Raw genomic sequence first — 20,361 nt, forward strand, 5'->3', positions numbered from 1 at the left:
GAATCCGTAATCGGTTTACCCGGGGCGCGGAACTATCCGACCATGACCGTCACCATCGTCGGCGCCCAACTGGGCGACGAAGGGAAGGGCGGCGTCGTCGACATCTTCGGCGACGCCGTCGACGTCGTCGCGCGCTACCAGGGCGGCGACAACGCAGGCCACACCGTCGTCCACGAGGGCGACGAGTACAAGCTCTCGCTCGTCCCCTCCGGCGCCGTCCGCGGAAAGACCGGCGTCCTCGGAAACGGATGCGTCGTCAACCCCCGCACGCTCTTCGACGAACTCGACGCGCTCCGCGAGCGCGGCCTCGACCCCGACGTTCGCGTCGCCAAGCGCGCGCACGTCATCCTCCCCTACCACCGCGTCCTCGACGGTATCGAAGAGGAAGCGAAGAGCGAGGACGACCAGGAAGTCGGCACCACGGGTCGCGGCATCGGTCCGACCTACGAGGACAAAGCCGGCCGCCGCGGCGTCCGCGTCGGGGACCTCCTCAACCCGGACGTGCTCCGCGACCGCCTCGAATACGTCGTCCCCCAGAAGCGCGCGCTCGTCGAGAACGTCTACGACATCGACATCGACGACCTGGAGAACCCCGACGCGTTCGATGTCGACGCACTCCACGACGAATTCACTGCAATCGGCGAACGCCTCGATGAGAACGACATGCTCGTGAACGCCGGGGAGTTCCTCTCGGCCGCCATCGACGACGGCGAGAACGTGATGATGGAAGGCGCGCAGGGAACCATCATCGACATCGACCACGGCAACTACCCCTACGTCACCTCCTCCAATCCGACCGCGGGCGGCGCCGCGACCGGCACTGGTCTCAGCCCCGGCGTCGTCGGGTCCGGCGACGTCGTGGGAATCGTGAAATCCTACCTCACCCGCGTCGGCAGCGGCCCGATGCCCACCGAACTCGGCGGCGTCGAGGGCGACACCCCCGGCTACGACGAACAGGGCGAAGGCGAGAACGAGGAGCTCGCGACATACATCCGCGAGGAGGGCGGCGAGTACGGCACCGTCACCGGCCGCCCGCGACGGGTCGCCTGGCTCGACATGCCAATGCTCCGGCACGCCGCGCGCACCAGCGGCTTCACGGGCTTCGTCCTCAACCACCTCGACGTGCTCGCCGGCCTTGACGAGGTCAAGGTCGGGCACGCCTACGAACTGGACGGCGAGGTGCTGGAGACGATGCCCGCCACGACCGAGGAGTGGGCGCGCTGCGACCCCGTCTACGAGACGTTCGACGGCTGGCCCGAGGTCGACTGGGCGACCGTCGCCGACGACGGCTACGACGCCCTCCCCGCGAACGCACGGGCCTACGTCGAGTACGTCGAGGAGGAACTCGGCGCGCCCGCGTACGCCATCGGCGTCGGCCCCGGGCGCGAGGAAACTGTCGTCCGCCACGACCCCTTCGAGTAGTCGGCCCATACTTTTCTGAACCCCCGTCCCCACGACTCGTGTATGCGAAGGGGGGTTAGGGCCGCGCTCGGAATCGCCATCGCCGTCGCGACGCTCGCGTTACTCGTGAACGCCGTCGGCTGGAACGAGTTCTCGCGCGGCCTCGAACGAGCGAACAAACCCCTGTACGCGCTCGCCGTCGTCGCGTCCGCCGGGTCGCTCCTCGCATGGGCGCAGGTCGCGCGCCGCCTCTTCCACACAGTCGGCGGCCGCCTCGACGGCGTCGGCTTCCACACCGCCTACTTCTCGGGATTGTTCGGACGCGCCATCCTCCCCGGCGGCCACGTCGGCGGCATCGGCATCGTCTCCTACGTCCTCTCCCGGTACGGCTCCGGCGAGTTCGAACGCCCGCTCGTCGCCATCTCCACCACCGAGTTCGCGAACAACGTCGCGTCCGCCACCCTCGCCACGTTCGGCCTGGTGTTCGTTCTCACCGTCGGCCACAGCAGTCTCTCCGGCGTCGGGTTCGTCGCCGTCGTCGCCATCGCGGGCATGCTCGCCGCGCTCATCGCCGCGTACGTGCTCGTCGTGCGATTCGACGCCGTCGGCACCGTCAGCCACGCCCTCGCGCGCGTCGTCCGTGCCACCCTCGGTCGCGTCTCCAGTCGCGTCCGCGAAGCCACCGCGGAGGACCGGGTCGCCGAGCGCGTCAACCGCGCGAACGACGTCGCACGCACCCTCCGCGAGAACCCGCGCACGCTCGCCACCGCGCTCGCCTTCAGCCACCTCGGCTGGGCGCTCTACGTCCTCCCGCTCTACCTCTGCCTGCGCGCCGTCGACGTCCCCGTCGCCTACCCCACCCTCCTCTTCATCGTCCCCATCGCCGGACTCACCGCGGTCATCGGCACGCCCGGCGGTATCGGCGTCGTCGACTCCGCCATCACTGCCCTGATTCTCGCGCTCACTCCGCACGCCGCCGGCCCCGTCGTCGTCGCCGCCCTCCTCTTCCGCGCCGCCGACTACGGAACCACAATCCTCGTCGGCGGACTGTCCGCGCTCTACCTCACCACACTCGACGTCCCAAGCCCCGTCGGCGTCCTCCGCGAGTAGGGAACCCGCACGCTTTTGCCGGGCGCTCCCCACCACTCGCGTATGAAGGAGGACCTCCTGGACATCGTCTGCTGTCCGCTCGACAAACACGATCTCGAACTCGCCATCGACGAGGAGGACGACGGCGACATCGTCTCGGGCACCCTCACGTGCACCGAGTGCGGCGAAGCCTACCCCATCAAGGACGGCATCCCGAACCTCCTCCCCCCGGACATGCGGGAGGCAGCCTAGAGCTTTTTCCCTCGGGCCACGAAGCGAGCGTGTGGCCGACACTCTCACGGTTCACGTGAACGCCGACGGCCCGCACTCCGTGAGCGCCGACACCGACGGGTTCGCGACCACGGGGTCGTTCGCGCTGGTCCTCGAAAACGCCGGAGCGCCCGCGCACGTCCACGTTAAACTCGACGACGACCTCCGCCGCGCCGCCGCGGTCGACGACACGAACCACTACGTCGACCGCAACGCAACCACCGTGGTCGACGTCATCGTCCGCGGCGGTCCGCGCCCGCTGTCCGGCACGCTCTCGGTGTTCACCGGGTACGGCTCCGAATCGGTCGACGTCCCGGTGCGACTCGACGCGCCGTCGGAGACGAGCGAGGGAGTCGCCGTCGGCGAAGACCTCGCACACAAGCCAGCCCGAGATGGGGAGACGGCGACGGCAGACGTGCTCGTTCCCGGCGTCGTCTCCGCCGTAGGCGTGCTGTCCGCCGCGCTCGCACTCGTCTTCCTCGACGGACTCGTCGCATCGTTCGTCGCTGGCGTCGCGCTCGTCGGTGCGCTCGCGATAGCCGGCTTCCTCCTGCGCGCCACCTAGTCGTCGTACGTCGGCGTCCCCGACAGGCCGTGGTCGTCCATCCGTTTCGCGCGGAGGTAGCGCGCCCGATACCGGTTCGCGCCGTCGTTCACGTCCGCCTCCCGAATCTCGTCGGTGCGGCCGTCCGCGACCGCGCCGATGATGTCCTCCACCTGTTCCTTCTCGGTCGGCGTCAACTCGAACGTGTACTCCTGCTCCTCGTCGCGTTCGAGCGTGACGAACTTCCGCGCCGCCGCGACGAACAGCGAGCACGGCTCCCGGCACGGGAACGCGCCCTCACCAGCCGGCGTGTCGATATCCGTGTCCTCGTCGTACTCCCACTCCCGGCGCTTCAGGCACTGCGAGTCCACGCAACATGCTTCGGTCGCCCACTCCAGTTGTTCGGGCGTGAGCTGGCTCACGATGCTGTAGATACCGGATTGGCGCTCCGCCGCCTCCCGGTAGTGCGTCACGTCCAGTTCGCCCTCGCGCTCGCGGTGCCAGTTCGCCACTGTCGCCGGATACACGAAGTCCACCGTCCGCATCAGCTCCTCGCCGGACAGCCCCGTGAACACCCAGCCGTGCGGGAGGCTCGGCGCCGTGGAGAGCGGCCGGTATCGGTCGTCGTCGTCGTGCTTCACCAGCTGGCGGGCGTCCAGCGGGTTCGTGTACGCCTCCAAGTCGTCCTCTTCGGCGTCCTCGTGGTGGCGGACCTCGTAGACGTGCTCGCCGCCGCGGAGACGCGCGGTAACGAGGAGTTCGCCCCACTCCCGCGTGAGGCCGTCGCCGCGGAGCGCGTCGAGGCGTTCGGGGACGGTGTCGTCGCCGTCCGCGTGCTCGACCCACCGGAGGAACGCCCGCCGCGGCGTGTCCTCGCCCGCGACCTCGTGCTGCCAGTAGTGCCAGTTCGCGACGTATTCGTTGCCGGTCGCCACGTCCCCGAGTTCGTCCGTCGACAGCCCGCGGTGGCTCTCCGCCGGCGTCTCGAACCGATAGCCGTACGTCGTGTCCTCGACGTGGAGGCCGTCGAACGCGACGCCCTCGGTGGCGGCGTCGATGAGCGCCGCGACCTGCACGGTCTCGCTCACTAGTCGCTCACCGCGTTCACGCCACCCGTCTCCTCGCGCACGACCGCGATGGCGCGCTCGACGTCCGCGCCGGCCTCGCCCGCGCGCTCCAAGAGTACGTCCGCCACTAGGGGTTCCGTGCCGACCGCGCCCGCGTACCAGATGCGGTGGCCGTCCACGGTCTCGGGCACCTCCCAGCCGGTCCGGTAGTCCTCGGTGATGCCCATGTCCTCCGGGATGTCCTCCTGCGTGTGGAAGCCGTCCGCGACGAACAGCGGGACGACGACGATGTCGGGCGCGTCGAAGAACTCAGTCACGTCGTCAACTTCCGGGTCTTCGTCCATGAACACCGCCTGCACGTCGTCGAACCGCCCCATCTCGCGGATGCGGTCGGCGTGGTAGTAGATGGCCTTCGCCGAGTTCTCGTTGCGCTCCGTTCCGTGCCCGACGACCGCGAGCCCGAACCCTTCGCCCACGTCGTCGTTGCCGGTGACGGACTTCGCGCGCTGCACGATGACGTCGCTCATCGAATCGTGCGTCCCCACCGGCCCGCAGTAGTGAATCGTCTTCCCCACGTCGGTCGCTTCGAGCGTGACGTAGTCGGCGTCCGTCCCGTCCGACTCCCAGTCCTCGACGCTCCAGTCGTCCAGACGGAGTTCGCGCGGAATCACTTGCTCCGTGAAGTACCCCTCGCTCACGAACAACGGAACGACGAACACCTCATCGGATTCGAGCGTCCGCAGGACCTCCCGGAAGGACGGTTCCTCCTTCCAGAACGCCTCACGGACCTCGTCGAACGCTCCGGTCGCGCGAATCGTGTCCGCGTGCGTGAACGCGGGTTCGCTCGACCCCGGGTTCAGGTGCGAGCCGTGACCGACGATGACGAGCGCCTGACTCATACACGAAGACAGGGCCGCGTCGACCTTAGTGACTTCGCAACCGTCGGGCGTTCCCGAGACACGGGAAGGCTTTTCGTCGCGCCGCGACTCCCCTCGCTCGATGGCTTCGCTCGCGGAACGAACCCGGGACGCGGTGGACGCGCGTCCGTTCCTCCGGACGGCGCTTGCGGCCGGCGTGGTGAACTACGCCGCCGCCGCCCGCCTGCTCGACGTGGACGGCGAGGAGGACGCCGTGGCGACCGCGCTCCGCCGGCACGCCGACGACATCACGTACGAGACGACGCGCGCCGACGCGACGGTGACGATGGAGAGCGGCCTCGGCGAGAGCGACACGGGATTGCTCTCGGTGAACGACACTGCGTACGCGTCGGGCGCGGGGTCGCTGACCGGCGTCGTCGCCACCGGGGACGTGGACGCCCGCGCGCTCGCGTCGGTGATCGGACGCCTCGACGCCGCGGGTATCGCGCCCGAGGCCGCCGGCTACACCACTCACTCGCTCGTCGTCGTGGTCGACCGCCGGGACGGCCCGAACGCGCTCCGGGCGGTGGAGGGCGCGCTCGACGCGGTCGCGCGCGCGGGTTCTGACAACGCCTGACGCGTATTCGGTGATTTAAGACCGGGGCCGGCGTACGCCCGTGCATGACGCTCCACGTGACGAACACGCTCTCCGGGGAGAAAGAAGAATTCGAACCTCAGGACCCCGAGGACGTGCTTCTCTACTACTGCGGACTCACCACGTCGGACCCGCCGCACCTCGGGCACGCGCGCTCGTGGGTGCACGTCGACGTGATGCACCGCTGGCTCGAACACCTCGGTTACGACGTGCGACACGTCGAGAACTTCACGGACGTGAACGAGAAAATCGTCGCGCGGGTCGGCGAGCAGGGCGACGACGAGAACGACGTAGCGACCCACTACATCCGGGAGATAATCGAGTCGATGCGCGGCCTGAACCTCAAGCGCGCCGAAGTCTACCCCCGGGTCTCCGAACACGTCCCCGAAATCGTCGACCTCGTGGAGACGCTCGTCGAGCGAGGGTACGCGTACGAGTCGAACGGCTCCGTCTACTTCGACGTGACCTCGTTCGAGGAGTACGGGAAACTCTCCAACCAGCGACTGGACGACATCGAGGAACAGGGCCAGGAGGACGAGCTGTCGGAGAAACGGCATCCGGCGGACTTCGCGCTCTGGAAGGCGGGCGGCGTCTCCGCGGACGCGGTCGCCGAACACCGCGGGGACGAGCACTCGGGCACGCCCGCGCACCCCGAGGGACAGACGTGGGAGTCGCCGTGGAGCGAGGGGCGTCCCGGCTGGCACATCGAGTGCTCCGCGATGAGCATGACCCACCTCGGCGAGACGCTCGACCTCCACGTCGGCGGCCGCGATTTGGTGTTCCCCCACCACGAGAACGAGATCGCGCAGTCGGAAGCCGCGACGGGCGAGCAGTTCGCGAACTACTGGCTGCACTGCGCGCTCTTCGAAATCGGCGACGAGAAGATGAGTTCGAGCCTCCGGAACTTCATCACCGCCGCGGACGCCATCGAGCGCTTCGGCGCGAACGTGGTGCGGACGTTCCTCGTCTCCGGCACCTACAACAGTCGACAGACGTACAGCGAGGCCGCCATCGACGAGGCGGAGGAGCGCTGGGAGCGCCTCTCCCGGGCGTACGACCGCGCTGTCGACGCCGCGGACAGCCCGGACGCGTACGCGACGCGGACAGACGAAAACCTCCGGAACGCCGTCGAGACCGCGCGTGAGGACTTCGCGGCGGCGATGAATGACGACTTCAACACCCGGGAGGCGCTGAGCGCGCTCGGCGACGTGGCGTCCGCCGTGAACGCCCACGTGGACGCCACCGACGAGTACGACTACGCGGGCCTCCGCGAGGCCATCGAGGCGTTCGACGACCTCGGCGGCGGCGTGCTCGGCCTCCAGTTCGAGACCGTTACCGCCGGGAACGCAGACCTCGCCGGCGACCTCGTCGAACTCGTCCTCGACCTCCGCGAGGACGCACGCGAGACTGGCGAGTACGAACGCGCGGACGCCCTCCGGGACGGCCTCGAAGCGCTCGGCGTCACCGTCGAGGACACCGACGACGGCCCCACGTACCGTCTCTGACACGTAGCCACCGTCTTTATCCCGTCTTCGAGCCAACGGAACCCTATGTCACGACGAACAGCGGTCGCAGTCGCGCTCGCCGCGCTCGTGCTCGCGAGCGGCTGTCTCGGATTCCTCAGCGGACCCGTGACGTTCAGCGCGAACCAGGTCACGGTCGAGGACTCGACGCTCGAATCCTCCGGCTACGAGGAAGTCAGCGTCGAGGAGATGCAGGTGAACCGGACCTTCGAAGCGGCCGGCCAGTCGAAGACCGTCGAGATAACGAACTGGGTCGCCCAGTACGAGAAACAGGTGAGCGTGCTCGGCGTCGAACGACGCGCCGCCGTGTTCGGGACGTTCTCCTCGCCCGAGGTGAGCGTGCTCGGGCAGAGCTTCAATCCCCTCAACGACTACGACAACCGCGAACTCGTTCAGCTCATCCAGCAGCAGTACGGCACCATCAGCGACCTCACGGCGGTGTCGAACACGACGCTGAGCGTGCTCGGGCACAGCACGACCGTGACGAAGTTCTCCGGCACGGCGAACTTCGACGGGCAGAGCATCGACGTGTTCGTGCACGTCACGAAGGTGAACGACGGCGGTGACATCGTCGCCGCAGTCGGCGTCTACCCCCAGCAGTTGGACGGCGAGGAAGAGCACGTGGTGACGCTCCTCCAGAACCTCGAACACGCCTCCTAACGCGAAGGCTTTTTTCGACATCCCGAGACGAGTCGGTATGGACAGCGTTCGCACGGCCGGGAGTCTGCTGACCGCTCTCTCCCTCCTCGCGTACGTAGTCGGCGTCCTCCAGCCGTATCCGGGACGCGCCCTCTCCATCACCGGCGTGATGGTCGGCGTGACGCTCGCCGCCGTCGGCCGCCCGACCCGGGGTGAGTCGCCGTGACCGTGAACGCCATCGTCTACACGGACGCGGGCGTCACCGCCTACGACGACATCGAGACCGCGAAGGCCGCGCAGGGAACGACGTGGATTCGCGCCGACAGCCCCGCCCCCGACGAACTCGACGCCGTCCGGGAGGCCTGCGGGATTCACTCGCTCGCCGTCGAGGACGTGCAGAACGGCGTCCGCCCGAAGACGGAGGAGTTCGACACGCACACGTTCCTCCTCGTCACGGACGCCCGGTTCCGCGCGGGCGAGACGACGTTCGACCAGGAACTCGACACCCGACCCGTCGGCGTGTTCGTCGGCACCGACTGGGTGGTGACGCTCACCAACGGCGACGTCGACGCCATCGACGCCACCTGGGACGCCGTCCAGCGCGAGGACGGCCGAATTCTCGGCCGCGGCCCCGATTTCACGGCGTACCGCGTGCTCGACCGCGTCGTCGACGACTACTTCGCGCTGCTCGACGGCATCGAGGACCGCATCGAAGCCATCGAGGGCGAAATCGTCGAAGCCGCCCGCAGCGACCTCCTCGAAGATATCAACGAGGTGCGCCGTGAACTTCTCGCCGTCCGGAAACTCCTCTGGCCGACCCGGGACGCCATCAGCGGGTTCGCGCGCGGCGACCCGCCCGAAGTCGCCGTGGAGACCGAGAAGTACTACCGGGACGTGTACGACCACGTTGTCCAGCAAGTCGATCTCGTGGAGACCTACCGCGACCTCGCGTCGAGCTCGCGCGACATCTACCTGAACGCGCTCAGCCAGTCGACGAACGAGGTGATGAAACGACTCACCGTCGTCGCGACCATCGTCCTCCCCCTGACGTTCGTCGTCGGCGTCTACGGCATGAACTTCGAGACGATGCCCGAACTCGGCTGGCCGTACGCCTACCACGCGACCCTCCTCGGTATGGGCTTGCTCTCCGTCATCCTCGTCTGGTACTTCCGCGAGCAGGACTGGCTATAGGGCGAGCGGAACGAGCAGCACGCCCATCAGGCACGTGCGGCGCGCGCCGAACCATACGGGCAGATGTCCGAGCAGACTTGCAGCCGCGAGTACGGCCACGCCGAACGCGCCCGAGAGCACGTACGTAAGCGACGCGACGAGCACGAGAACGGCGGCGACGACGCGCCGGTGGTCCATATCCCCGACCACGCGGAGGTAGGTATCGCCGACCGTGACGACGAGACAGACCGCGATAGCGGCCGCGAGCGCGACCGCGAGCAGGAACACGGGAAGGTCGAGCGGTGCGCCCGACCGGTCGAGCGCCACCAGCACGCCCGTGTGCGGCGCGCCGAGCGACACGAACGCGTAGAGAGCAAAGATGGTGTTCGAGGTGTTGACGCCGCTGGTGGCGACGACGTACGCGCGGTCCGGGTTCTCGCGGCGCGGGAGCACGCCGAGCGCGGCGGTGGCGGCGATGGCGCTCGACACGCCAGAGACGTACGCGACCGCCGCGCCCGCGAGTGAGCCTGCGAGCGCGGACACGCCGACGTTGCGCGGCGTCGACTCGACAATCGCGTCACCCTGTTCGGGGACGCCCGCGCCGTGGAGCGCGGCGAGCAACACCGGCACGCCGAACAACCCCGCGAAGAGCGGGAGGAGCACGTCGCCGTCGCCGAGCGGCGCGGCGAGCGTGGCGTCCAGCACGAGAACCCCCAGCAGGCCGGACAGCGTAACGCCGAGCGCAGCGCCGACCCGCGCGAGAGGCGTGCGTTCGCTCGCGACGAGCGCGCACGCGACCCCAGCGAGCACGAGCGGCAGGTGCGCGTCCAGCCACGGACTGACGTACCGCATCCCCATCGTCACCGGGACGCCGAGCACGAACGCGAGCGCGACCGCGGTCGCGCTCCCGAGCGCGGACAACCGGAGTGCTTCGCGGCCGCGGCCCGCGAGCACGAGACGATGTCCCGGGAGTGCGGTGACGGCCATCGCGGCGTCCGGCACGCCGAGCGCGAGCGCCGGCACGATGTCGAGGAAGGAGTGCGTCACGCCCGCCGCGAGCACGACCACACCGACGAGCACCGGGTCGCCCGGGACTTCGCTCGCGAGCGCTGCGAGCAAGACGGCGAGCGTGTTCACGTGCAAGCCCGGCGTCAACCCCGAGAGCGTGCCGAGGAGGACGCCGCAGAGCGCGGCGGCGAGCACGCTCCCGGCGAGCGCAGGGTCGACGAGCACACGCAAGCCTTCCAGCATCACCCACCGCTGGCCGCCCGTTCGTACTTGAACCTACGCGCGGCTCTCCGGCGTGCGTCGAAAGAAAGAACGTGAGTTACGGGACGAACTTAGCCGAAGAGGTCGCCGAGACCCTCGCCGCTGGCCTCTTCGTCCTCTTCTTCCGCTTCGTCTTCCTCGGCCTCGGCCTCGTCGGCCTCCTCCTCGGACTCGTCCTCGTCCGCGCTACTCTCGTCGGATCCACCGGCGGCCGCGCCGCCCGCGGCGGGCGCTGCGGCGGCCGTCTCGATGGCTTCCTCGATGTCGACGTCCTCCAGCGCGGCGACGAGCGCCTTAACGCGGGATTCCTCGACGTCGACGCCGGCCGCTTCGAGGACCGACGTGAGGTTGTCTTCGTTGATCTCCTCGCCCGATTCGTTCAGGATGAGTGCTGCGTAAACGTACTCCATTATTAGTCACCAAACATGTTTCCGAGACCTTCGGCGCCGGACTCGTCGTCCTCGTCCTCGCTGGAGTCGCCTTCCTCGGATTCCGCTTCTTCAGTAGCCTGTTCGTCCTCGTCTTCGTCCTCGGTCTCCTCGACCGTGGACTGCTCGACTTCGACGCCACGGAGTTCCTCCGGGAGCGCCTCGTCGTCGTCGATCTGCGCCGCGAGCGCACGCACCTGTGCGTCCGCCTTCGCGACGAGGTCGTCCGCGAGCTCGGGGCTCTCGACGGCCGCGTGGATGCCGAGGCTCTTCGCCTCGCCGGCGGCCTTCGCGAGCATCGTCGGCGCGGTCTGCGCCGTCGGGTACTCCGCGTTGATGGAGAGGTTCCGAGCGGCGGCCGCGGCGGACTGGATGTCCGCGCGGTACTCGTCCACGTCGATGGCGAGCTCGTCGGGCATGAACAGCACGCCCTCGGAGTACACCGCGCGGAGGTCGAGACCGACTTCCTTCGGCTCGATACCGAGCTCGGAGAGGACGTTCGCGACGTCGTCGCTGACGACCTCGCCTTCCTCCACGACCACGGAGTCGGAGAGCACCTGAATGGAGCCCTCCTGAATCCGCGCGTCGGCACCAATCTGCTGGAGTTCGCCGACGAACGGACCCGGGTCGACGCCCGTGTCGCCCTCCGGGATGACGATGTCGTTCGGCGCGACTTCGCCAGCGTTGATGGGCGCGGGGGTCTTCGAGGCTTCGAGCTGCTTGAACAGCCCGAACGGGTTGTCGTTCGTTCCGACGAGCCCGACCTGATTGCTCACGTACTCCGTGAGGTCTTCGAGGCCGCTGTCCACCTCGTCGAGCGCACGCACGAGCAAGGTGTTCCGGCTCATGCGGAGTTCGGCGCTCCCGTGGAGCGCGCGACGCATGTCCTGGAGCTGTCGGCTCGGGATACCGGCGACGTTCACGACGCCGATGCTGTCGTAGGACTCGATGAGGTCGACGAGCGCGTCGACCTCTTCCTGCTTCCACTCCGGAACCTTGTCCGTGGTTCGCTCAGTTTCTGCGGACATTTAGGCCACCTCGACGGACGGCCCCATCGTGGTCTTCACGTAGATGGAGTCCACGTTCAGTGGGCCTTTCTCGAGCGTTGCGTGCAGTCGACGCACGATAACGTCGATGTTGTCCGCGATGTCTTCCGGCGTCATATCCTCGGCACCCACGCGGGTGTGGAAGGTGCGCCGGTCGCGCGAACGCAGCTGCACGGTGTTCTTCATGCGATTTACGGTCTCGACAACGTCGTCGTCGGGCTGAAGCGGGGTCGGCATCTTCCCGCGCGGACCGAGCACAGTACCGAGGTAGCGACCGATGTCCTGCATCATGGACGCTTCGGCGACGAAGAAGTCGGTTTCGTCGGCGAGGTCCTTCGCAGCGTCATCGTCGTCCCCGAGGTCGGAGAGCTCGTCCCCGCTGAGCACGTCGTCGGCGACGTCCTCGGCGCGAACGGCGGTCTCGCCCTCGGCGAATACCACGATCTGTGTCTCCTGTCCGGTTCCCGACGGCAGCACGACGCTCTCGTCGACACGATTCGACGGGTCGTTGAGGTCTAGGTCTCGAAGGTTCACGGCGAGGTCCACCGTCTCGCGGAAATTCCGCTCAGGGGCCTCGTCGATCGCTTGAGAGACTGCCTCGTCTATGTCATCTGCCATCTTTCACCTCCGTAGTGTACGTGCCCCCTCTCGGGGAGCTCCTACGGGTCAGTGAAACAGGCTACGCCTGTCTCGTCTCGAAAAACGACCATGCCGCACTTAAGGCCGTCGTTACGCGAGAAGCAGGCGGAGGATTCACCCGTGCGGAACGCCGAACGGGCCCGTGAGCGAGTTTCCAACGGAGTGCGTCGAGGCCGCGACCGACGCCATCGTCGTCCGCCTCACCGAGCTCTCGGGCGGCGAAATCGGCCGGGTGTGGCGAGCCGGCCTGGACTCCGGTCGCGCCGTCGCCGTGAAGACCGGCCCCGCACCGCTCAACGTCGAGGCGCGAAGCCTCCGCGTGCTCGCCGACCACGGCCTCCCCGTTCCGACCGTTCTCGCCGCCACCGAGGACGTGCTCGTCCTCGAATACGTCCCCGGAGCCGACTGGACGCCCTCCATCGAACGCGCGCTCGGCCGCCTGACCGCTCGCCTCCACGACCACACGCACGAGGCTTACGGCTGGCCCGAACCCACGTGGAAGGGACGGTTCGAACAGCCGAACCCCCGCACTGACGACTGGCCGACGTTCTTCGGCGACTACCGCCTCCGCGCCGTCGCCGACGCCGCCCACCGCAACGACGCCGTCACCACCGACACCCGAGCGCGCGTCCACGCGCTCGCCGACGACACCCACGCACTCCTCCCCGACGCGCCCACGCCCCGCCTCCTCCACGGCGACCTCTGGCAGAACAACGCTGTCCCCGGCGAAACCGACGTGCGCGCGCTCATCGACCCCGCGCCCTGGTACGGCCACCACGAAGTCGAACTCGCCTACGCCGACTGGTGCGGTCTGGGGAACGCATTCCGAGACGGCTACGAGACCGTCCGCGACATCGACCCCGCGTTCGAGGACCGCCGCCCCCTCTACGAACTCTACTTCGCCCTCGACCACGCCTACCACTTCCCGAGTGAAGACTACGACAACTGGGCCGAAAACAGACTCGACAGACTCGGCTACTGACCGGGAGAACGGAAGAACGGAAGTCAGTATTCCTCGGAGTACGCGTCCGAGAGTTACGCTTCAGCCAGCGCGGGGGCGAATCGAAGATTCGCTCGCTCTCGCCCCGTTACGCCTCGGCGAGGGCAGCGCAAATCAGAGATTTGCTGCCGCTGGCTTCGCTTACGCTTCAGCCAGCGCGTCGTCGAACTCGCCGCTGTCGACACGCTTCTTGAAGCCGCGTGCGTCCTCGCCTTCGATGGTGACACCGAGGCTGGCGCACGTGCCGGCGACTTCCTTCGCGGCGTTCTTCGTGTCGTACGAGAGGAGGTCGGACTTCTTCTGCTTCGCGATGCTCTTGAGCTGTTCGATGGAGAGGTCGGCGACGAAGTCCGTCTGGGGTTCGCCGCTCCCGGTCTCGAAGCCGGCCTCGTCCTTGATGAGCTCCGCCGTCGGCGGGACACCGACTTCGATGCTGAAGGAGCCGTCCTCCTCGTACTCGATGGTGACAGGGACTTCCGTCCCGTCGAACGCGGCGGTCTGGTCGTTAATCTGTTCGACGACTGCCTGCACGTCGACGGGCGTCGGCCCGAGCTCGGGACCGAGCGGCGGGCCGGGGTTGGCCTGACCGCCGGGTACGAGCACTTCGATAGTCTCAGCCATACCTATCCGAACTGTCGCCGCAGTTTTAAGGATTACCTTTCAGGGGAGGCTCAGTCCCTGCCGGGAGAGGTAGTCGTTGACAGCCTTGATTTCGACGGGGCTGCCGATGATGCGGGCGACACCGGAGTCGTCCACGACCGTGACGACGAACCGTTCCTCGACGTCCGCGCGGTGCTCCCGGAGGTCGTCCGCGGGGAGGACGATCTGGGTGCTGTCGCGCAGACTCTCGGGGTCGGGCATCACGCGGACATGCAGGAGTTGGGGGCTTTAACGTGTCGAAACCACGCGAGGTCGGCGGTGGCGGGCCTTATGAACAGGAATAAAGGCGGGACAGGCGTAGGGCGGCGTAATGGGACTGGAGGAGGAGATCGATGAGTTGGAGGAAGAGATAGCCAACACTCCGTACAACAAGTCCACTGAAGCCCACATCGGCCGCCTGAAGTCGAAGCTCGCGGACAAGAAGGAGAAACTGGAAGCCCAGCAGTCCGGGTCGGGCGGCGGTGGCGGGTACTCCGTGAAGCAGCACGGGGACGCAACGGTGGCGCTCGTCGGTTTCCCCTCCGTCGGGAAGTCAACGCTCGTGAACGCCCTGACGAACGCCGACAGCGAGGTCGGCGCGTACGAGTTCACGACGCTCAACGTGAACCCCGGAATGCTCGAATACCGGGGTGCGGACATCCAGATTCTGGACGTTCCGGGCCTTATCGAGGGCGCGGCGGGCGGACGCGGCGGCGGGAAGGAGGTCCTCTCCGTCGTCCGGTCCGCCGACCTCATCGTGTTCGTGCTGTCAGCGTTCGAGATAGAGCAGTACGACCGGCTCTCCGACGAACTCTACAACACGAAGATTCGACTCGACCAAGAACCGCCCGCGGTCCGCGTCACCCGAAAGGGGAAGGGCGGTATCGACGTGAACACGTCCGGCGACATGGACCTCGACAACGACACCGTCCGCGAAATCCTCCGCGAGCAGGGGTTCGTGAACGCGGACGTCGCCATCCGCGGGAACCCCGACGTGGACCAGATTGTCGACGGTGTGCTGGACAACCGCGTCTACCTGCCGTCGATGGTCGCCGTGAACAAGGTCGACCTTATCGAACCCTCCTACGTGGACACCGTGAAAGAGGGGTTGCGGGAGCGCGACATCGACCCCGAGGAGGCGGTGTTCATCAGCGCGCACGAGGAGAAGGGCTTGGACGCGTTCAAGCAGCGGATGTGGGAGGAACTCGGCCTCATCCGCGTCTACATGGACAAGCCCGGGCGCGGCGTCGACTGGGACGAACCGCTCGTGATAGAGCGCGGCGCAACCGTGGACGACGCCCTCCACAACCTCGGCGGAACGCTCGACGACCGCTTCCGGTTCGCGCGCGTCACCGGCCCGAGCGCCCAGCACGACGACCAGCAGGTCGGCCGCGACCACGTCCTGGAGGACGAGGACGTGCTGCGCGTCGTCGCGCGCAGATGAAACAGAGAGCGCGGCTGCTCGCCGTCGTCCTCGCGGGCGTCGTCCCGTGGACCGTGTATTTCTACGATGGCGGCGCCGGCGGGTTCGCCGCGTACGCCCTCCTCAGTTTCACGCCGTCGTTCCACGTCACCGACCTCCTGACTTACCTCGACAACGCCGTCGTCCCCGGGGGCTGGTTCTCCGCGTGGCTCACCGGTGTTCTCCTCTACGCGCTCGCTCTCCTCAGCCTCGCTTTCGCCTTTCTCGACCTCGAGGACTACCGCGTGACGGACGGCTTGCTCGCGCTCGCCGGCCTGAACGAACTCTACTTCGCCGTCGGCTTCTACGCCAACCGCGACTACCTCACGCTCCCGCTCGGCGCGCTCTGCCTGCTGGCGGTCGCCGTCTGGGACTACCGGCGGGAACGCGGCAGGGCGTTCCGACCCCAGTAGGTTTACGCCGCCGCCGTCCCAGCACTCTCACATGAGCGACTTCGTGCTCGACCATACGATGATTCGCGTGAGCGACCTCGAGGAGTCCATGGACTGGTATCAGTCTCACCTCGACTACGAGGAGAAAGGCCGCTGGGACGGCGACGACTTCACTATCGTCTACCTCGGCCCCGAGGATGTCCACGAGGACGGCGCGCTCCTCGAACTCACGCACAACGAGGGCGAGGACGACTACGACCTCGGGGACGCTTGGGGACACATCGCCGTCCGCGTCGAGGACGTCCACGACGCCTACTACGATCTGATGGACGAGGGCGTCAAGGACTATCGACGGCCCGAAGACAACCCCGGGTACGCGTTCGTGAAGGACCCGGACGGCCACGAGATCGAGATCGTCGAGCGCGATTACGGCGCGAAGTGGAGTCTCGACCACACGATGCTCCGCGTCGAGGACGCAGACGAACACCTCGGGTTCTGGACGCGGAAGTTCGAGTACGAACACGCCGGGCGCTGGGAGGCCGACACGTTCGCGAACTACTTCCTCAAGCCCGAGGGCGCGGCCGAGGAGGCGATGACCGTCGAACTCACCTACAACTACGACGGCCGCAGCTACGACCTCGGGGACGCCTGGGGCCACCTCGCCGTGCGCACGAGCGACCTCCACGACGACTGGGACACGCTGATGACGCGGGAGGCCGCGGACTACCGGGACCCCGAGTCCTGCGACGACATGTACGCGTTCACGAAAGACCCGGACGGCCACGAAATCGAGGTTCTGAACCCGGACGACTCGCCCGTCGACCGCGCCTAAACAGTCCGCGACTCGACTACTTCTTCCGGCGCACCCGCGAGTCCGGTGAGCGCGTCCGCTTCGACGTGATGGAGGTCGCCGGGAATCACGAGCAGGTGGAGCGGACTGCCGAAGTCGCGGTCCGCGAGCGACCCCAGAGTATCGGCGGCGACGAGTGCGTCGGGCGCTCCCGCGCGGGCGACGACGACGCCGAGCGCGTCCGGGTTCCAGTGTTCCGCGAGCAGGCCGGCGGCGTGGCTTGCGGTCATGTAGTCGTCGCCCTCCCGGTAGGGGTTGTCGACCTTGATATCGAGGTAGCAGAGCGTGTGCAGGCCGCGCTCGCGGTTGTCCTCGATGGTGTCGACCACGGAACCGGGGACGCCGTCCGCGCCGTGCACCCACTCGAACGGCAGCGTCGTCGCCTTCCCGAACCGATAGTTCTGGAGGCCGGTGAGCGAGGACGCCGCGGACTCCGCCGTGGGCGCGTGAATCACCTTGGTGTCGATGCCGCGGTCGTGCGCGCGCAGCCGGAGGTCGACGTGCGTCGTCGAAATCATCGTGTCTCCCGCGGTGAGGAACACGACATCCTCGGACGCCGCGGCGTCGAGAATCGGCTCGGGGTTCTGTTCGACGCCCTCGCGCTCTCGCACCTCGATGTCGACATCGTGGTAGGCTTCGAGGTCCTCGACGCCCGCGCCGACGAGGTGGCTGGTGTAGAACTCCGCGAACGCGCGGTCGGCCTCTCGCACGGCCTCGCGACCCTCGACGGTGATGGATTCCTCGTCGTAGAGCCCGAGTCCGACGAACGTGAGCATACCCGAGTTCCGCGACGCGGGCGCTTTTCGGTTTCGGGTCGAGTCCGAAGGCGTAAACCCCGGCGTCGCCCAGAGCGAGGTATGGAAGTCCCGTGCGTGCGCGTCCCCGTCTCGGAAGGCGAGACGACCCGACAGCGGCTCGCGGACGCGGACCTCGTCGACCCCGACTTCGACATCGTCGTCGAGGACGACACCCTCTACGTTCCCGTCACCGACCCGGACGCAGTCGACGGATTCGACGTGGTGACGCACGACGCGCCGGAACGCCGGACGCCGACGACCCCCGCCGACCTGCTCGGGTTCGAACCGACGTACGAGCGCCTCGGCGACATCGTCATCGTGGACGAAGACGACCCCGAGCGCGCCCGGGATATCGCGGACGCCATCCTGGAGTCCGACGTGCGCGCGAAGACCGTCGTCAACCGCGCGTCGAAGGTGAAGGGCGAGACGCGCGTCCGCGACTGGGACGTGCTCGCCGGCTCCGAGACCGAGACCGTCCACCGCGAGTACGGCCACGAGTTCTCGCTCGACATCACCCAGGTCTACTTCTCGCCCCGCCTCGCCACCGAACGCCACCGCGTCGTCGAACAGGTCGAGGCGGGCGAGCACGCGTTCGACATGTTCGCGGGCGTCGGCCCGTACGCGATTCCGATGGCGGACGCCAGCGCAAACGTCGTCGCCACCGACATCAACGAAGCCGCCATCGACTACCTCCGCGAGAACGCGCGGCGGAACGGCGTCAGCGACCGAGTCACCGCACACGCGGGCGACGTACGCGAACTCGCCGCCGACTACGAAGGCTGGGCGAACCGCCTCGTGATGAACCTCCCCCACTCCGCGGGCGAATTCCTCGACACCGCCGTCCGCCTCGCCGCCGACGACTGCACCATCCACTACTACGACATCCAGCACGAATCCGAGAAGTACTCACCCGGCGAGCGCGCCATCCGCGACGCCGCAGAACCCGACTACGACGTGACGGTCGGCACCCGACACACGGTCCGGTCGTACGCCCCCCACGAGTACAACGTCTGTCTCGACGTCCACCTCACCCGAGCCTAACGCTTATTCGACCGCCGCAGATACGTCCGTCTATGTCGGCCCTCGTCGAAAACGATCACGCGCGCGCGAGGTCGTCGGCGTGTTGGGTCTTGCCGCCGTCCTCGTCGCGTTCACGGAGATGGACGCGTCCACCGCCGCGCTCCTGGTCCTCCTCGGCGGCGGTGTCGCCGTCACGAACTGGCTCATCGACGCCTACGACCTTCCGGACGAGACCTCGCGGGGCGCGTACGGCGCCCTCGTTCTCGCGGCCGCTGCACTCGTCGCGGCCATCACTGTCCCGCGAACGCCCGCGGTATTCGCGTTTGCCGGTCTGCTCGCCGCGTTCGGCGCGTGGTGCGTACTCGACGCTTACACCGCGTTCCGGTACGGTGAGAACGCCGATACACACGCGTTCCTTCGGGGCGTGGACGACGACGGTACCGAAGTGATGCTCCGCATGCACGTCCTGCACGCCGTCAATCAGGAGCTCACGGACGCCACCGGTCCGCGAACACCCGCCGAACTCGCGGACGTCCTCGACCTCACCGAAACCCGAATCGAACCCGCGCTCTCCTACCTCGCCAGCAGAGGCCACGCCGAACGCGTCGAAAACGGCTATCGCGCCACCCCGCCGCGCTGGGGCCGCCTCCACCCGCTCGTCGCGTTCGCCCGCTGGCTTCCCCGCCGCGTCCTCGCACCCGCCCGCCGACTCCGGGATTGATTCGACAGCCTTATTTCTATCATCCGGCTACGATGGAACGCGAAGGCGCGCCGGTATAGCTCAGACTGGTAGAGCGATTCCTTCGTAAGGAATAGGCCAAGGGTTCAAATCCCTTTACCGGCTTCTTCGGTTTCTCGGCCGTTGTTTTTTATCGGATAGCTGTGAGTTTCGTGGTATGAGTGAAAATCGGTCGCGCGCGATAGCGGGGGGGCTGGTGCTTGCGGTGGGTGTGTTGTTGGCGTTGGCGTTCACGACTGCGGAGGCGTTCTATCCGGGGTACAGCACGTCGACGCAGACGATTAGCGCGCTCGGGTCGGACACGGGCACGCCGAATTCACGACTAGTGTTCAACGGTGCGATGGTGGTGTCCGGTGGGTTGCTGGCGGTCGCGGCGTACTTCCTGCGGGACGTGTACGAGTCCGCGGTCGTTCCGGCGCTGGTGGCGGTGACGGGCGTCGTCGGGTTTGCGGGCGTCGGCCTGTTCCCATCGCAGACAGGTGCGCCGCACGCGCTCGCGGCGATGGTGTCGTTCGGCGGGAGCGGCCTCCTCGCGCTCGCCGTCGCACGCGCTGAATCGGCGGCGTTCCGGTACGCCTCGGGCGTGCTCGGCGTCGCCATCCTCCTCGCGCTCGTGGGGTTCGTCGGTCTCGGGGGCGGGACACCGCTCGGTGTCGGGGGGTTAGAGCGCTGGGTCGCTTATCTCGGCATCGTCTGGGCGGCGAGCTACGGGGGATTCCTGCTCGCGCGCGAGTAATCAGCTCATCGAAGGGTCGGAGTCGCGTCGGGCCTGCCATCCGAGCACTTCCAACCCGACGTGTCCGGCCACACGATTCAGTGGCTGGCGAGACGTGAATAGGTGTCGGCTGAAGGCCGCTGAATCCGC

25 protein-coding genes and 1 tRNA gene are annotated in these 20,361 nt (G+C 67.7%); 17 read left to right on the forward strand and 9 right to left on the reverse strand.

The annotated features are described in order from the left end of the window. Nucleotides 1-42 precede the first annotated feature (42 nt). Genes ACOZ4O_RS01830 through ACOZ4O_RS01845 form a run of 4 tightly spaced genes read left to right on the forward strand, consistent with a single transcriptional unit; the run spans nucleotide 43 to nucleotide 3,325 of the window. A complete protein-coding gene (locus tag ACOZ4O_RS01830; RefSeq protein WP_424523609.1) occupies nucleotides 43-1,422 on the forward strand; it encodes an adenylosuccinate synthase in 1,380 nt (459 codons plus the stop codon). 42 nt (nucleotides 1,423-1,464) lie between these two features. Then, a complete protein-coding gene (locus tag ACOZ4O_RS01835; protein WP_424523610.1) occupies nucleotides 1,465-2,511 on the forward strand; it encodes a lysylphosphatidylglycerol synthase transmembrane domain-containing protein in 1,047 nt (348 codons plus the stop codon). Nucleotides 2,512-2,553: 42 nt separating this feature from the next. Then, nucleotides 2,554-2,742 carry a methytransferase partner Trm112 gene (locus ACOZ4O_RS01840; protein ID WP_424523611.1) on the forward strand — a complete coding sequence of 63 codons (189 nt, stop codon included), beginning with the start codon at nucleotides 2,554-2,556 and terminating at the stop codon, nucleotides 2,740-2,742. 31 nt (nucleotides 2,743-2,773) lie between these two features. Then, nucleotides 2,774-3,325, forward strand: a complete 552-nt coding sequence (locus tag ACOZ4O_RS01845; RefSeq protein ID WP_424523612.1) for a DUF7524 family protein — start codon at nucleotides 2,774-2,776, stop codon at nucleotides 3,323-3,325. Here ACOZ4O_RS01845 and ACOZ4O_RS01850 read toward each other — a convergent pair. Together ACOZ4O_RS01850 and ACOZ4O_RS01855 are read right to left on the reverse strand one after the other, a co-directional pair. Continuing rightward, on the reverse strand, nucleotides 3,322-4,392 hold the full coding sequence (locus ACOZ4O_RS01850) for a DR2241 family protein (protein ID WP_424523613.1): 1,071 nt from the start codon (nucleotides 4,390-4,392) through the stop codon (nucleotides 3,322-3,324). The two genes, ACOZ4O_RS01845 and ACOZ4O_RS01850, sit on opposite strands and share 4 nt — an antisense overlap. Beyond that, complete coding sequence (locus ACOZ4O_RS01855; protein ID WP_424523614.1) at nucleotides 4,392-5,270, reverse strand: CbiX/SirB N-terminal domain-containing protein; 879 nt, start codon at nucleotides 5,268-5,270, stop codon at nucleotides 4,392-4,394. The genes ACOZ4O_RS01850 and ACOZ4O_RS01855 overlap by 1 nt, the downstream gene beginning before the upstream one ends. Nucleotides 5,271-5,370: 100 nt before the next feature. Here ACOZ4O_RS01855 and ACOZ4O_RS01860 point away from each other — a divergent pair, with 100 nt between their 5' ends. The 5 genes from ACOZ4O_RS01860 to corA are packed head-to-tail and all read left to right on the forward strand — an operon-like array spanning nucleotide 5,371 to nucleotide 9,236. Continuing rightward, entirely contained in the window at nucleotides 5,371-5,865 is a 495-nt protein-coding gene (locus ACOZ4O_RS01860) for a DUF7523 family protein (protein ID WP_424523615.1), read from the forward strand. Between the two features lie 44 nt (nucleotides 5,866-5,909). Continuing rightward, nucleotides 5,910-7,388 (forward strand): cysteine--tRNA ligase, encoded by a 1,479-nt coding sequence (gene cysS, locus ACOZ4O_RS01865; protein ID WP_424523616.1) that lies wholly within the window; start codon nucleotides 5,910-5,912, stop codon nucleotides 7,386-7,388. Nucleotides 7,389-7,433: 45 nt separating this feature from the next. After that, nucleotides 7,434-8,066, forward strand: a complete 633-nt coding sequence (locus ACOZ4O_RS01870; protein ID WP_424523617.1) for a DUF6517 family protein — start codon at nucleotides 7,434-7,436, stop codon at nucleotides 8,064-8,066. Between the two features lie 37 nt (nucleotides 8,067-8,103). Then, the gene (locus tag ACOZ4O_RS01875) at nucleotides 8,104-8,271 is read left to right on the forward strand and encodes a hypothetical protein (RefSeq protein ID WP_424523618.1); all 168 of its coding nucleotides are present in this window, start codon (nucleotides 8,104-8,106) and stop codon (nucleotides 8,269-8,271) included. Then, nucleotides 8,268-9,236, forward strand: a complete 969-nt coding sequence (corA, locus tag ACOZ4O_RS01880; RefSeq protein WP_424523619.1) for a magnesium/cobalt transporter CorA — start codon at nucleotides 8,268-8,270, stop codon at nucleotides 9,234-9,236. The genes ACOZ4O_RS01875 and corA overlap by 4 nt, the downstream gene beginning before the upstream one ends. On the opposite strand, the gene ACOZ4O_RS01885 is transcribed toward corA, so the two are convergent. From ACOZ4O_RS01885 to ACOZ4O_RS01900, 4 genes are all read right to left on the reverse strand, one after another. Next, complete coding sequence (locus ACOZ4O_RS01885; RefSeq protein ID WP_424523620.1) at nucleotides 9,231-10,466, reverse strand: tripartite tricarboxylate transporter permease; 1,236 nt, start codon at nucleotides 10,464-10,466, stop codon at nucleotides 9,231-9,233. The two genes, corA and ACOZ4O_RS01885, sit on opposite strands and share 6 nt — an antisense overlap. Before the next feature lie 89 nt (nucleotides 10,467-10,555). Continuing rightward, nucleotides 10,556-10,894: a 50S ribosomal protein P1 gene (gene rpl12p / locus ACOZ4O_RS01890; protein WP_424523621.1), complete on the reverse strand. Its 339-nt coding sequence runs from the start codon at nucleotides 10,892-10,894 to the stop codon at nucleotides 10,556-10,558. Nucleotides 10,895-10,896: 2 nt separating this feature from the next. Continuing rightward, on the reverse strand, nucleotides 10,897-11,940 hold the full coding sequence (locus ACOZ4O_RS01895) for a 50S ribosomal protein L10 (RefSeq protein ID WP_424523622.1): 1,044 nt from the start codon (nucleotides 11,938-11,940) through the stop codon (nucleotides 10,897-10,899). Continuing rightward, nucleotides 11,941-12,576, reverse strand: coding sequence for a 50S ribosomal protein L1 (locus ACOZ4O_RS01900; RefSeq protein ID WP_424523623.1), 636 nt, complete (start codon nucleotides 12,574-12,576; stop codon nucleotides 11,941-11,943). A gap of 163 nt (nucleotides 12,577-12,739) precedes the next feature. Here ACOZ4O_RS01900 and ACOZ4O_RS01905 point away from each other — a divergent pair, with 163 nt between their 5' ends. Continuing rightward, nucleotides 12,740-13,579, forward strand: coding sequence for a fructosamine kinase family protein (locus tag ACOZ4O_RS01905; RefSeq protein ID WP_424523624.1), 840 nt, complete (start codon nucleotides 12,740-12,742; stop codon nucleotides 13,577-13,579). A gap of 159 nt (nucleotides 13,580-13,738) precedes the next feature. On the opposite strand, the gene ACOZ4O_RS01910 is transcribed toward ACOZ4O_RS01905, so the two are convergent. Then, a complete protein-coding gene (locus ACOZ4O_RS01910; protein ID WP_424523625.1) occupies nucleotides 13,739-14,218 on the reverse strand; it encodes a 50S ribosomal protein L11 in 480 nt (159 codons plus the stop codon). A gap of 39 nt (nucleotides 14,219-14,257) precedes the next feature. Further along, nucleotides 14,258-14,458: a hypothetical protein gene (locus tag ACOZ4O_RS01915; RefSeq protein WP_424523626.1), complete on the reverse strand. Its 201-nt coding sequence runs from the start codon at nucleotides 14,456-14,458 to the stop codon at nucleotides 14,258-14,260. Between the two features lie 109 nt (nucleotides 14,459-14,567). On the opposite strand from ACOZ4O_RS01915, the gene ACOZ4O_RS01920 reads away from it, so the two are divergent. The 3 genes from ACOZ4O_RS01920 to ACOZ4O_RS01930 are packed head-to-tail and all read left to right on the forward strand — an operon-like array spanning nucleotide 14,568 to nucleotide 16,922. After that, nucleotides 14,568-15,680, forward strand: coding sequence for an OBG GTPase family GTP-binding protein (locus ACOZ4O_RS01920; protein WP_424523627.1), 1,113 nt, complete (start codon nucleotides 14,568-14,570; stop codon nucleotides 15,678-15,680). After that, complete coding sequence (locus ACOZ4O_RS01925) at nucleotides 15,677-16,111, forward strand: hypothetical protein (RefSeq protein ID WP_424523628.1); 435 nt, start codon at nucleotides 15,677-15,679, stop codon at nucleotides 16,109-16,111. The genes ACOZ4O_RS01920 and ACOZ4O_RS01925 overlap by 4 nt, the downstream gene beginning before the upstream one ends. A 31-nt stretch (nucleotides 16,112-16,142) precedes the next feature. Beyond that, on the forward strand, nucleotides 16,143-16,922 hold the full coding sequence (locus ACOZ4O_RS01930) for a VOC family protein (protein ID WP_424523629.1): 780 nt from the start codon (nucleotides 16,143-16,145) through the stop codon (nucleotides 16,920-16,922). Here the strand turns inward: ACOZ4O_RS01930 and dph5 are convergent. Then, a complete protein-coding gene (dph5, locus tag ACOZ4O_RS01935) occupies nucleotides 16,919-17,716 on the reverse strand; it encodes a diphthine synthase (RefSeq protein ID WP_424523630.1) in 798 nt (265 codons plus the stop codon). The two genes, ACOZ4O_RS01930 and dph5, sit on opposite strands and share 4 nt — an antisense overlap. Before the next feature lie 81 nt (nucleotides 17,717-17,797). Between dph5 and ACOZ4O_RS01940 the strand changes: the two genes are divergently transcribed. The 4 genes from ACOZ4O_RS01940 (at nucleotide 17,798) to ACOZ4O_RS01955 (ending at nucleotide 20,232) form a co-directional block, all read left to right on the forward strand. Further along, nucleotides 17,798-18,778 carry a class I SAM-dependent methyltransferase gene (locus ACOZ4O_RS01940; RefSeq protein ID WP_424523631.1) on the forward strand — a complete coding sequence of 327 codons (981 nt, stop codon included), beginning with the start codon at nucleotides 17,798-17,800 and terminating at the stop codon, nucleotides 18,776-18,778. A gap of 79 nt (nucleotides 18,779-18,857) precedes the next feature. Beyond that, entirely contained in the window at nucleotides 18,858-19,478 is a 621-nt protein-coding gene (locus tag ACOZ4O_RS01945; RefSeq protein WP_424523632.1) for a hypothetical protein, read from the forward strand. A gap of 49 nt (nucleotides 19,479-19,527) precedes the next feature. Next, nucleotides 19,528-19,601: transfer RNA gene (locus tag ACOZ4O_RS01950), tRNA-Thr, on the forward strand. 52 nt (nucleotides 19,602-19,653) lie between these two features. Continuing rightward, entirely contained in the window at nucleotides 19,654-20,232 is a 579-nt protein-coding gene (locus tag ACOZ4O_RS01955; RefSeq protein WP_424523633.1) for a DUF998 domain-containing protein, read from the forward strand. The last annotated feature ends 129 nt before the right edge of the window (nucleotides 20,233-20,361 follow it).

Source organism: Salarchaeum japonicum (genome assembly GCF_049705945.1).
Taxonomy (GTDB): Archaea; Halobacteriota; Halobacteria; order Halobacteriales; family Halobacteriaceae; genus Salarchaeum; species Salarchaeum japonicum_A.